At 35.4% G+C, this 13,446-nt stretch carries 11 protein-coding genes; 10 read left to right on the forward strand and 1 reads right to left on the reverse strand.

All coding sequences use genetic code 11. The annotated features are described in order from the left end of the window. Positions 1-10 precede the first annotated feature (10 nt). From GKP30_RS11830 to GKP30_RS11865, 8 genes are all read left to right on the forward strand, one after another. Positions 11-808 (forward strand): alpha/beta fold hydrolase, encoded by a 798-nt coding sequence (locus GKP30_RS11830; protein WP_216829653.1) that lies wholly within the window; start codon positions 11-13, stop codon positions 806-808. Between the two features lie 410 nt (positions 809-1,218). Beyond that, positions 1,219-2,226, forward strand: a complete 1,008-nt coding sequence (gene mreBH, locus GKP30_RS11835; RefSeq protein ID WP_216829654.1) for a rod-share determining protein MreBH — start codon at positions 1,219-1,221, stop codon at positions 2,224-2,226. A gap of 161 nt (positions 2,227-2,387) precedes the next feature. Beyond that, entirely contained in the window at positions 2,388-2,543 is a 156-nt protein-coding gene (locus GKP30_RS11840) for a hypothetical protein (protein ID WP_216829655.1), read from the forward strand. A 341-nt stretch (positions 2,544-2,884) separates the two neighbouring features. Then, entirely contained in the window at positions 2,885-4,171 is a 1,287-nt protein-coding gene (locus GKP30_RS11845) for a DUF2254 domain-containing protein (RefSeq protein WP_216829656.1), read from the forward strand. A gap of 315 nt (positions 4,172-4,486) precedes the next feature. After that, complete coding sequence (locus tag GKP30_RS11850; RefSeq protein ID WP_236035050.1) at positions 4,487-5,311, forward strand: transporter substrate-binding domain-containing protein; 825 nt, start codon at positions 4,487-4,489, stop codon at positions 5,309-5,311. Positions 5,312-5,411: 100 nt separating this feature from the next. After that, positions 5,412-6,035: an amino acid ABC transporter permease gene (locus tag GKP30_RS11855; protein WP_216829657.1), complete on the forward strand. Its 624-nt coding sequence runs from the start codon at positions 5,412-5,414 to the stop codon at positions 6,033-6,035. After that, the gene (locus GKP30_RS11860) at positions 6,032-6,754 is read left to right on the forward strand and encodes an amino acid ABC transporter ATP-binding protein (protein WP_216829658.1); all 723 of its coding nucleotides are present in this window, start codon (positions 6,032-6,034) and stop codon (positions 6,752-6,754) included. Before GKP30_RS11855 ends, GKP30_RS11860 begins: the two co-directional genes overlap by 4 nt. Before the next feature lie 174 nt (positions 6,755-6,928). Then, positions 6,929-8,293: a flavin monoamine oxidase family protein gene (locus GKP30_RS11865; RefSeq protein ID WP_216829659.1), complete on the forward strand. Its 1,365-nt coding sequence runs from the start codon at positions 6,929-6,931 to the stop codon at positions 8,291-8,293. A gap of 95 nt (positions 8,294-8,388) precedes the next feature. On the opposite strand, the gene GKP30_RS11870 is transcribed toward GKP30_RS11865, so the two are convergent. Further along, complete coding sequence (locus tag GKP30_RS11870) at positions 8,389-9,615, reverse strand: MFS transporter (protein WP_216829660.1); 1,227 nt, start codon at positions 9,613-9,615, stop codon at positions 8,389-8,391. Between the two features lie 437 nt (positions 9,616-10,052). Between GKP30_RS11870 and GKP30_RS11875 the strand changes: the two genes are divergently transcribed. Both GKP30_RS11875 and pepF read left to right on the forward strand, forming a co-directional pair. After that, positions 10,053-11,477: a hypothetical protein gene (locus tag GKP30_RS11875; RefSeq protein ID WP_236035052.1), complete on the forward strand. Its 1,425-nt coding sequence runs from the start codon at positions 10,053-10,055 to the stop codon at positions 11,475-11,477. Positions 11,478-11,598: 121 nt separating this feature from the next. After that, a complete protein-coding gene (pepF, locus tag GKP30_RS11880; RefSeq protein WP_216829661.1) occupies positions 11,599-13,401 on the forward strand; it encodes an oligoendopeptidase F in 1,803 nt (600 codons plus the stop codon). Positions 13,402-13,446: the final 45 nt, after the last annotated feature.

Consider the following 13,446-nt stretch of genomic DNA (forward strand, 5'->3'; position numbering starts at 1 on the left):
GAGTAGGTTTATGTTAAATTACAAAACTTCAGAAATATCACCAAGTCATTCTTGGGTCGTACTCATTCATGGATTAGGTGGCAGCTCAACAATTTGGTACAAACAAATTGATGAATACAAAAAGTCTTTTAATGTATTATTAGTAGATTTATGTGGACACGGGGAATCTAAAGATAAATACACACAGGTAGCTAATTACACTTTTCAGTTTATCGCGAAGGAAGTAATAAAAGTATTGGATCACCTCAATATTAAATCAGCCCATTTTGTCGGGGTATCACTAGGTACAATTGTTAACCATAATATTGCATTGATCGTCCCGGACCGTGTAAAATCAATGACACAAGCTGGTGCAGTAGTCAAATTTAATGCACGATGTAAGCTTTTATTAAGTATTGGTCATATTCTAAAAAACTTTATTCCCTATATGTGGTTGTACAGTTTTTTCGCCTATATCATTATGCCGAGGAAGCAGCATAAAAAGTCTAGGACGATATTTATCAAAGAAGCAAAAAAATTAGGGAAGTTAGAATTTATTAAATGGTTTGATATTGTTAAGCAGGAAACAGAACAATCCTATCTCTCATTTAAAAAGATGAAAAGGAATTTCCAAACACTATATGTGTCAGGAATTAATGATCATATGTTTATTCACTTTCTAAAAAAAGAAATTGCTACAGTACGAAACTGTAAATTGCTTATACTAGAAAAAAGTGGCCATGTTTGTAACATCGAAGCATTTAAGAAATTTAATAGTATTTCAATAAAATTTATTAAGAAATACAAAGCGATAAAAAAGGCAAGTTAATAAATAAAATAAAAGTCTTAAAACTGCTTCAAATTTTACGGAGCAGTTTTTTTGTTCTTCTCCTATAATTAGGATTGGATTTTATCCTAAGACAGTCATTAATTAAAATAACTATCTTATTCCTAACTGTAAATGTACGCAAGGTACTAAAATTCATAATTTCTTTAAGAAAAAAATTATATTTTAATAGTCATTTAGAGATAGTTCCAATTGATTAGGGTTCTCGATATTCACTCCACTAATTTCCATATGGTCATACATCCCTACCTTTTTTCGGTTTTTAATTACATATTTCTACACGTTTCTACGTGATTGATACATAGAAGATAAGGCAATAGAAACTGTTTCTACTATATAAAGTATTGATAAAATTACCTAATAGTAAGAATTAAAAAAAGTTGGTGAGATATATGTTTATGAATTTTGAATTAGGTATTGATTTAGGAACAGATAATGTTCTTGTATATAGTAAAGAAAAAGGAATTATTGTAAATGAACCTTCGATTGTTGCTATCAACAAGCATTCACAAGAAGTGGTAGCTGTAGGAATGGACGCAAAGCAAATGGTCGGTAAAACGCCTGAAAATATTAGAGTAGTAAGTCCGTTAAAAAATGGTGTGATCGCTGATTTTGAAGTTACTGCAATGCTACTAAAACATATAATGAAAATATCAGCTAAAAAACTCGGGTTATCTTTTAGAAAGCCAAGTGTTATCATTTGTGCTCCCTCTGGATCTACATCTGTCGAACAAAGAGCAATTATCGATGCAGTTAGAAGTTGTGGAGCAAAACAAGTGGAGTTGATTGAAGGGCCTGTTGCTGCTGCAATTGGAGCAGGACTTCCCGTGGACGAACCGATTGCTAATGTAGTTGTAGATATTGGTGGAGGAACTACTGAGGTTGCTATCATCTCATTTGGAGGTGTTGTTTCTTGTCAATCGATTCGCATCGGCGGCCATAAGTTTGATGAAGATATTATTCACTACATTCGAAAAAAATACAACCTTCTAATTGGTGAAAGAACAGCTGAACAAATAAAAATGGACATTGGTTATGCACCTTGTGCCCATGATAAGCAGTCAATTGATATTAGAGGAAGAGACCTTGTTACTGGGTTACCAAAAAACGTCACGATTCATTCTATAGAAATACAAGAATCAATGAAAGAAGATCTTCTCCATATTTTAGAGGCGATTCGTGCAACGCTTGAAGACTGCCCACCTGAATTAAGTGGTGACATTGTTGACCGTGGTGTAATTCTTACTGGTGGCGGTGCGTTATTAAATGGAATAGAGGATTGGTTAAGTGAGGAAATTGTTGTGCCTGTAATGCTAGCACCAAGTCCGCTAGAATCAGTAGCGGTCGGTACAGGTAAATCTCTTAAAATGCTTTCTAGAATGAAAAAACGTATTGTCTAAGACTTATCATTAATTAATTTTGACAAAACACCTTATGTAAAAATATGCTTAAGGTGTTTTTGTTATGTAATCATTGCATTGGAATAGGTGAAGTATAAAAGAGAAGAGACTGGCAATTCTAGATATACGAGATTTTTGTTACTAAAGGAAGGAAAAATATAATGAAGGACAAGGGACCGTTATGGAAAAAGTGGTGGTTTTGGCTCATCATCGGTGTTGTTTGTATTAACATCTTAATTACGAATTTAAATGAAAATAACTATACTCCAGAACAAGACCATAATGAACTAAAACAAGGGAATATATCTACACATTAAGCATGAAATGGATAAGGTAACGTACATATTCTTTGATCATAATAGAAATGTAGAGTTAAATTGATAAATATGATTTATCCAGTTTAACTTGGGCCAAGATTCCCACTTTAAGCTTCTTAAGGAACCGAGTAGCTAAGTTGGAGTCGATGGAACACTTATTAAAGTCGCCACGTCCTATGGCAACGTCTGTGTGACCTGATTCGTGCAGGGCAGAGAAACAACCCGATTGGTTCAACTAATTATATGCCGATATAACCATTTTAACTTCTTATGAAATGGAGCGATTAGTCATCTAGATCCTAACAAAGTCTTTACCCCATTTTAATGGAGGTGGGTGGTTTATGCTTTATAATATCGTTTTAAAGGTAAGGAAAAATATATGGCTTATACCGAGTGTCTATTGTTTATTAGCTACTGTTCTCGCCCTAGTTATCATTTGGTTAGATACCGTGCATGGCGAGAAAGTAGAAGCTACATTACCTGCAACGATATTAATTAGTGTTGATTTAGCACAAACGATTTTAGGAACTATTGCAGCAGCTTTATTGACGATGATTACGATTACCTTTTCAACAATAATGGTTGTGTTAACAACATACTCGTCCCAATTTTCGCCGAGAACACTTTCAGATTTTGTAACGAATAAAGTGACGATGCGTGTACTTGGAATATATATGGGAGGCTTTATGTACTCTATCCTTTCTTTATTATTTATGCGAGAGGACTTAGAACATGAAGTAATGGCGGGAACCATTGGTGTCTTATTTTCAATTATTTGTTTAGCTTTCTTTGCTTACTTTATTCATTTTGTTGCAACTTCAATTCAAGTTAATAAGTTAATTAGCGAATTAACGAGACATACACTTGATACCGTTTATAAGCGGAAAAAAACAGATAAAAAAACTGAGAAAATTAATATAACTCATCACAAGCCAAAGCTAGTACCTGAAACATTCAGTAAAATAGAGGTAAGAAGTCAGACTTTTGGATATATCCAGCTCATTCAGTATGAGTATTTATTAAAAACAGCAATAAAACATAATCTCTATATAGAAATTGTTCCAGCAATCGGCACATTTATTACTACTGGTCAAAATTTGTTTAACGTATATTATCTTCATAGAAGGCCGAAAACTAATTTTCATAAATATATAGAAGTAGGTAATGACAGAACCATCTTACAAGATGTTGATTTCGGTATACAAAAAGTGGTTGAAGTAACGCTTCGAGCGCTATCTCCAGGAATTAACGACCCTAATACAGCCATTGACGGAATTTTACATCTGGGAAAATTGTTAGCGGAATCATGTAAGCAAGATGGTAATTACATTACATACTCAGATCGATCTGTTATTAGAGTAGTTGCCCCTCAAAAGACAGTAGAGGAGATTTTTTATGTTACTTTTTATCAAATTTGTCATTATGGACGTGAAGATATTTCAATTATGCTTGCCATCTATGAGGCACTAATAATGGTTGCCGAAGGGAATGATCAACAAATAAAAAATAAAGTGTGGACGTTTAGCCAATACATAAATAATAATTTTAATAAAGAGGTACTTCAAGAGCTTGACCTGCAATACCTTAATGAAAAAGTAGCCCAGTTACGCGCACTAACAATGGAATAATATTTAGAAAGCTGTAGATACTCTACAGCTTTTTTTCTATATAACAAAAGGGTAAGGACAAGTTGAATATTGAGTGCGCTAGAAACATATTTGGAGGGATATTAAGGATTTTCCGTTATTTGGGAGGAAAATGCTACATCCGAAAGTTCACAACTCCTTACTATAAATTAACACGAAGAATACTATAATTTCAGTTTATACACAATTTGTGAAATATTGTATAAATGTTTAACATAAAACGTATGAAAAATGATTGTAAAAGTATGTGATGAAAATACACTACTTTCGCTTTACAAAAAGAGAGGGGTAAACAATTTGAAAAAATTAGAGAGGAAAAGAAGTAGTAAAATGAAAAAATGGATGGGTGGCATTGTTGCATCTGCACTATTACTTGGAATGGCTGCCTGTGGAACTGCTGATGAAACTCAAGGCGATGCAGGTAGTGATGGAGTAGCGCAAGAAGGACTACAAGAAATTTCAGTTGCAGTCGTACAAGACTATCCACCGTTTGAGTACATAGTGGATGGGAACTTAACAGGATTTGATATCGATATCATCGAGGCTATTGCAGCTGAAGAAAACCTAAAGGTAAATTGGGAGATTATGAGATTTGATGGCATTATCCCAGCATTACAAGCAAATCAAGTAGATGCAGCTGTATCTGCGATTACGATCCGTGAAGATCGTGCAGAAGTGGTTGATTTTTCACAACCTTATTTTGAATCTGGTTTATCATTAGTCGTGCCAGTTGATAGCGATATTAATAGCATTGAAGATTTAGAAGGAGCACAGATTGTTGGGAAGCAAGGAACATCTGGTCTTGAAAAGGCGAGAGAATTTGCAGAACAATATAACGGCGATGTAACGGTTCTCCAAGAAGATGCAACGATGTACATGGAAATTTTATCAGGTAACGCTGATGCATTAGTTAACGACTATCCTAGTGTTGCTTATAAGATTACAACGGATGGTGATGACACACAATTACGTATCGTAGGTGAACGTTTAACAGGTGAAGATTACGGTATTGCTGTATCTAAGGGTGCAGATGGACTACTTGAGAAAATGGACAACGGACTCTCTACTATTATGGAGAACGGAAAATATGAAGAAATCTACAATCAGTATTTTGGTGAATAAGGATCTAAAGAAAAGGTGTGACTGATTAAGGTCTCACCTTTTTTACTGAAATTATAAGGAGGAACTAACAATCGAGACTTTACAGATTATCATCGATGCGATGCCAGTGTTATTAAAAGGGATGTGGATTACAGTTCTTATTACGGTCATTTCCCTTTTAATTGCATTGGTGATTGGTTTAGCTTTTGGACTCTGTAGTATTTCTAGAAATAAGCTGTTACGAGCTATAGCAACCATTTATGTTGATTTAATTCGTGGAACACCGATATTAGTACAAATTTTATTTATTTATTTTGGGTTACCGTCTGCGACAGGTATTACACTTTCTGCTTTTACAGCGGGTGTAATTGCGATCAGTATTAACGCTGGTGCATATTTAGTTGAAATCTTCCGAGCTGGAATAAACTCCATTGACAAGGGGCAAATGGAGGCGGGCCGTACGTTAGGATTTTCTTATGCAGAAACGATGCGTATTATCATTTTACCTCAAGCTGTTCGTCGAATGATCCCTGCGTTCGTGAACCAATTTATCGTTAGTATAAAGGATACATCACTTCTTTCAGTTATTGGAATTGCCGAGTTAACGATGTCGGGGCAGTCCATCTATGCGATGAACTTTCGTGCATTTGAAATCTTAGGGATGGTCGGAATACTATACTTCATCTTAATCTATACATTAACATTATTTTCTCGCTGGCTTGAAAGGAGATTGGATGTTGCATGATCAAAATAGAGAATTTAAAAAAATCATTTGGTGATCTTGAAGTACTAAAAGATATAAATGCAGAAGTTAAACCACAAGAAGTTGTATGTGTAATTGGTCCTTCTGGTTCAGGAAAGAGTACTTTTTTACGATGTATTAATCGATTAGAGGAACCAACGGGAGGATCCATATTTATTGAGGGGCAAGATATTACGGACCCCAAAAATAATATTAATAAAATGCGACAAAAGTTAGGGATGGTGTTTCAACAATTTAATCTATTCCCCCATATGACAGTACTTGAAAATATCACTTCTGCACCAATTCGTCTTAAGGGAAAATCGAAGTCTGAAGCGAAAACTCTTGGGATGGAACTTCTCGAGAAGGTTGGGTTGACTGATAAAGCAAATGTTTATCCTGATAATTTATCAGGTGGGCAAAAACAAAGGGCTGCCATCGCTAGGGCATTAGCTATGGAACCTAAAATCATGTTATTTGATGAACCAACATCTGCTTTAGATCCAGAGATGGTTGGTGGAGTTTTAGGGGTTATGAAAGATTTAGCAAAAGAAGGAATGACAATGATTATTGTTACCCATGAAATGGGATTTGCAAGAGAAGTAGCAGATCGGGTAATTTTTATGGATGGTGGATATATTGTTGAAGAAGGAGAGCCAGAAGCGTTATTTGGTAATCCGCAGCATGAACGTACACAGGCATTCTTATCGAAAGTTTTATAAAATGAAATTACTACCTGAAACAGTGCCAAGATAAAGAATTGGGCACTGTTTTTTTCTATTTTGTGACCATTTTACCTGTACATAGACAAAATCAATATTATAGAAGAGAATGAAATAGATATGGAGCAGGAAATACTATTCATAATTTCTAGGAACTAGGAAGAAGGTATTTAAATGGCAAATGCACAAAATGAAGTAGATGTCGTCATTGTTGGAGCAGGTTTATCTGGTCTAACAGCAGCTATTGAATTAAAAAAACAAAATATTTCTTTTGCGATCCTTGAAGCCCGACCTCGTGTAGGTGGGCGCATTTTTAGTCTTATGGAAAAAGGTTTCGGCCTAGATTTAGGAGCTCAATGGATTAGTGTCCATCACGAAAGAATAAAACAATTAATTACAGAATTTAATCTAGAGACGATTTCAACAAATCAAAAAGGAAAAACGATTTATGAACAAAGAGGAAGAGTTAAAGAAGTAAACGGAATTTTCCCGCCTGTTTCGCGCTTAGCTCTCATGGATCTCTTTAAAATAAAACGAAAAATAAATCTCTTGATCAAGCAACTGCCAAGTCATGCGCCGTGGGATTCAGAATTAGGACAAAGCTTGGATCAAATAACAATGCAAGATTTTGTAAATGCTTCTATGTTTACGGACGAGGGGAAAATTTATTTTACTTTATTGGCCGAAGAGGAACTTAGTACGAAAATGTACCATGTATCAGCACTTGATGTTTTGTGGTTCATTAAATCAGCAGGAAATGTTAATAAATTACTTTCCGCTGAACAGTTATGGATTACAGAGGGAGCAACAACTTTAGTCGAACGTTTGGCAGAGCGTATTCGAAGTCATATTGCTTTTGAGAAACCAGTAAGGAGAATTAACTATGAAGGTAGAAAAGAGGTAGTTGTTTTTTCAGAAGATGAACAATGGAAAGCGAAGAAAATAATTATCACTGTCCCACCCAATCTTATTGGAAATGTGACGTTTAACCCCCAACTACCTGAAGAACGTACAGAGCTACAAAAGGCTTCAACATTTCCCTATGTAATAAAAATGGCAGTCGTTTATGAAGAACCATTTTGGCGGCAGAATGGTTGGAACGGTTCTTTGTTTTCGGATCAAGGACCAATTAGTTTAGCGATGGATAGTTCACCTAAAGACCTAAGTATGGGGGTGTTAACTTTATTAATAGGTGGTGAAAATGCCCAAATCTATAGTAAAATGGGGAGCGATTATCGAAGAACAGAGACGCTTAAAACATTAATTCGATTTTTTGGTGAAAAAGCAGGAACTCCACTTCACATTTACGAAAAAGATTGGTCAGAAGAGAAATGGACACGTGGTGGATTTGGTACCCATTTTCCACCAGGTATCTTAACCCAATATGGTAGTGCTTTATCTAAACCAGTAGGTCCTATTCATTGGGCTGGGACAGAAACGGCAACCGAGTGGCGATTATATATGGAAGGCGCTGTTCAATCAGGACAAAGAGCAGTAGAAGAAGTGATAAATGCACTTAAGGAAGAGAAGAGCACATAAGGACCATGTCAAAGACCTTATGTGCTCTTCATTTTTGTATTCTAGAGTCTTACCTTATAAAATTAGTTGCGAATTATATTTGAAAGATTATCTTTCTAATTCATTTCGGCACTTAGCTTGGGTTCTGCCTCTGCTTCTGAAGACGGTGCAGCTTTAACCTTAAAGCAAAGTAGTAGTCCTATAGATAAACAGATAGACGAGAACAGAAAGGCACTCTTAAATCCACCCCAATCATCGATTAACCACCCAGCTATTGTAGGTCCAATAAATTGACCAGTAGCAAAATAAAGTGTGACATAACTAAATGCTAACGGCATATCAGCGGGTTTTACCTGGTCCATACTCGCCGCCTGAACTAAAGTAAATAGACCAATTAACGTACAACTAATTCCAATGATATGAATCGTAAATCCAATAAGTGTAGGATAAAAGATGGGAAGTAGCATAAATAGGAATGTCAGTGCCATTGTGAAAATTAATGATTGTCTCCTTCCTAAATGATCTGATATCATTCCCCATATAGGTCCGCTAAATATAGATAAAACTCCGTTAAGTGCAATTAATTGTCCAGCTAACCTTATATTAATACCGTATTCTATCATGAAGCTCATGATAAATAGCATTTGGACGATATAAGCAATCCCAAGAATGCCATAAATAAAACCAACATTAATGACATTACGATTTTTATAAATGAGTTTTGGAGAAGATTGTTCATTGTTTTGATCAAGTGAGCTAGTGTTAGGTGGATTTTTAATTAACAGAAAAGTGAAAACAACAACGAAAAAACTAATAATTGCAAAAAGCCCCCAAGACATCCTCCAACCTAATTCTGGATAAACACTATTCAAGGAAGGGATGATAAACCCTGTCAGTAACATTCCAGCCCCTACACCACTTGCTGTAAGTCCTATAACAAAACCTTTATGTTTTGGAAACCAAGCGACAAGTAGCGATATTAATGGTGTATAGGTAAAAGCTGTACCAATTCCTAGTAAAAGCATAAAGACAATGGTTACCGAATAAAAGGGGGTAAAAGTTAATCCGATGAAACCAACAGTAACGATTGAAATTCCGAGCAGTATCGTTTGTCTCCCCCCCCATTTAGCAGCAAGTACCCCTGCGAACATAACCATACTCACATATCCTAATGAAGTGACAGTTCCAAGTAAGCCAGCCTCTTTATATGTAATTTGTAAACCTTCTCGCATAAATGGAAGTACAACCCCATAAGAAAGTCTCGCAAACGCCAATACGACAATCGTTGTTAAAATGCCTAGAGTGGAATATATCCACATTCTTTTTTTTAGAGTTAACCTCATAAAATATCTCCTTTTTTCTTAACATTATCGCGCTACTATACGGAATCATTAATTTAAAATTAGTAAACGTTTGGTTATTTTTTAATTTATTATTTAATTTTCTGATAATTTATTTTACTATGGAATTAAAAAAAATGAAATCAAATAACTCCACTTTTGCAATTAATTTGTAAAATTCTTAATTCTTTAGCCATAATAATCATCATTTAAGAACATGGTTGTTAAAGTTGAAAGATAACTATAATTCGGGTAAGGTGATTATTTAATAGAAAAGTTTTGTTAAACTTTAGTGGTTGACTTTGAGTTTAAACATAGCAAATAAAAAAGAAATGTAGGAAGGTAAATATCCTAATCTTTTAATTTGATATTATATTAGTTTGTTATTTTTTGGTATTAAATAAAGTTATAGGTTATAAGGTTGTGTAGGTAATCGTATATTGAAAGAGTTTGCAAATGGAAAAAGGCGAATTATTGAAAGAAGGTTAAGTCGAATGTGTAAATGGATTAATCAGAATTTATATTGGATGTATACGGGAATTTTATTTCTTTTTATTATTAATACGTTTATTGAAAATCTTGTAATCACTTATATTGTTGGTGTATTAGCAGTACCGATGCTTATCGTTTCATTTTTGGGGGCAACTGGACTATTTCGCATAATCGGTACAATTTTCATGTTGGTTGGACTAGGGTTATACATTTTTTCAGGTCTTCCGATCTATCACATTCCACTCTATACGACTTCAACGATGCCTTTATTAGCTTTCTTAACGGTACTTCCGTGGATGAATAGCGTTGTGAGATCGGGACGATTTGATCGGCGAATCAACGAAATAATGAAAGCAAATGTTTCTGACCTTGGAAAACTGTATGTGAGAAGTTCGTTTACTACATATATTTTATGTACATTCATTAACTTATCTGCATTACCTTTTACACAAGATGTCCTTAAGAAAAATATGGCAAACATGAAGAAAAGGGTTACCGATTCTTTTATTAGTAAAACAACATTACGAGCGTTTGCTGTTGCTTTAGCTTGGAGTCCGATGGAGATTATTGTTGCGATTACAGTTGATGCAACAGGGATTAGCTATCTCACCTACTTGCCTTGGTTATTTTTATGTTCATTAATTATTATTACTTTAGACAGTTTATGGAGTAAACAAAGGTATCAAACCATTCCATATGAGTCGGCAGGACACCGTCCAATAAGGAAAATTGACCCGAAGAAAATTGTCATTCAAATCTTTAAACTATTACTAGCCTTAACGGTATTTTTAATCATTGTCGTTACAGTTGGAAATTACTTCAAACTTAATTTCATTCTTTCTGTTACATTAGTCATTTTACCATTTTCCTTTGGCTGGGCCCTTTTGATGAAAAGGTGGCATACTTTTTGTGCTATTGGTTGGAAAACGTGGAAAGTACGAACAAATAATCTACAAAATTTTGTCGTCCTATTCTTATCACTAGCTTTCTTTTCAAGTAGTTTAAATGAAACACCATTTCTTCATATAATCCAGCAGCCCTTTTTAGGAGCCTCTGACCAACCGTTAATCATATTAATTCTAATTCAGATGACCTATCTAGTAATGAGCATGATTGGTGTTCATCCAATAGCAACTATCGGTGTACTAATAGAAGTCCTACCACCACTTTATGAAATAATGAACCCCGTAAGTATTGGGATTGTGCTTATTACAGGAGCCTTAGCAACGGCAACAGTAGGAACATACGGAGTCACAGTCACAATGACTTCAATGAATACAAAGCAAAATCCATATCGAATTACACTACGTAATATGCCATTTGCTCTTTTCTATGGCGCAATTGGTGTGTTAATTGCATTTTTTTTGAATTAAATTGAATATTCCTAATCCATAACTTATAGAGGAGGAAAACGTGTTATAATTTATTTATCTTCGGATTACGAAATAAATTTTACTAGCTTCTAATATTTACGAACGAGGAGATGATTTATAAATGTCAAAAAAATTAGCTCGAACTGATGCACCCATTGAACAAACTTGGGATTTAAGTGATTTATTTTCTACTGTTGAAGAGTGGGAAGCTGAACTAAACCAATTACCTAAAGAAGTGGAAAAGATAACTCAATATAAGGGTAGGTTAGGCGAAAGTGCAGAGGTGTTACTTTCCTGTTTGGATGCTCAAGATCAGCTTTTACAACGCGCAATCCGTGTTGCTACATATGCACATCTAAATACGTCTGTTGATGGGACTGACCCTTCCTACCAAGCGAATGCAAGTCATGCTTCTGCGACTGTAGCTTCTATTCATGCAGCCCTCTCCTTTGTACAGTCAGAAATCTTAGATTTACCTGAAGGAGTAGTTGAAGAGTTTCTAAGTGCAAAGGAAGGGCTAAGCACGTATCGTAAAACATTAACAGAACTTCTAGAAACAAAACCATATCGTCTTTCACCAGAAACAGAAGCGATTTTAGCTTCATTAGGAGAAGTGTTGGATGGACCTTTTGCGATTTATTCACGAAGTAAAACAGCAGATATGCAGTTTGACCCAATCATTGATGATCAAGGGGAAGAACAGCACGTGTCTCTCGCTTTATATGAAACTTACTATGAGCAGTCGTCAGATACTACTGAAAGAAGAAAAGCTTATGCTTCATATACAAAAGCACTAAATCAATATAAAAACACGTTTGCTACTACATATGCAACAGAAGTAAAAAAACAAGTAGTGATGGCAAGAGAACGGAATTATAAATCAGTTACTGATATGCTTTTACACCCACAACAAGTAACGCAAGAAATGTATTATAATATCTTAGATGTCATTCAAACTGAGTTAGCCCCTCATATGAGACGTTTCGCTAAGCTGAAACAACGTGTTTATGGTCTAGATAAAATGTACTTATGCGATTTAAAGGCTCCACTAGACCCAGAATACAATCCTGATGTTACATATGATGAAGCTGCAAAAGAAGTACTTGATGCACTTGAAATCATGGGGCCAGAATATATGGAAATAATGACAAAAGCGATCAATGAGCGCTGGGTGGACTATGCAGATACAGTCGGTAAACGCAGTGGAGCTTTTTGTTCAAGTCCATACGGGGTGCATCCGTACATTTTAATGACATGGGCAGGAAAAATGCGTTCGGCATTCACATTAGCCCATGAACTGGGGCATGCAGGACATTTTGCACTTGCTGGTCGCTATCAACGCTATCACAATACGAGACCGTCTTTGTATTTTATTGAGGCTCCGTCTACATTAAATGAAATGTTACTGAGCCATTCTTTATTAGCTAAGTCAAAGGATCCACGGAAACGGTTAGCTGTAATCGTCCAAGTTTTAGGAACGTATTATCATAACTATGTAACACATTTGCTTGAAGGTGAGATGCAACGTCGTGTGTACGCTCATGCAGAAGCAGGAAAACCAATTACAGCAAACGTCTTATGTGATTTAAAAGGTGCTGTATTATCTGATTTCTGGGGCGATACAGTGGAAATTGATGAAGGTGCTCGTCTCACTTGGATGCGCCAGCCTCACTACTACATGGGATTATATCCGTATACGTACGCGGCTGGATTAACAGCTTCAACTGCAGTTGCACAAATGATTCAAGAAGAAGGTAAGCCTGCTGCAGAACGTTGGATTGAAGTGTTAAAAGCGGGAGGTACAAAAAAGCCGCTTGAACTTATGCAAATGGCAGGTGTTGATATGACAAGTCCAAAGCCAATTAGAAATACCGTAAAATTTATCGGCGCACTTATTGATGAGTTAGAAAAGGGTTTTAAATAAAAAGTATTTAATATATAAAAGTAGGAGCTTGAATTCTTTTGCGGA

The sequence above is a fragment of the Alkalihalobacterium elongatum genome, assembly GCF_019024285.1.
Lineage (GTDB): Bacteria > Bacillota > Bacilli > Bacillales > Bacillaceae_F > Alkalihalobacterium > Alkalihalobacterium elongatum.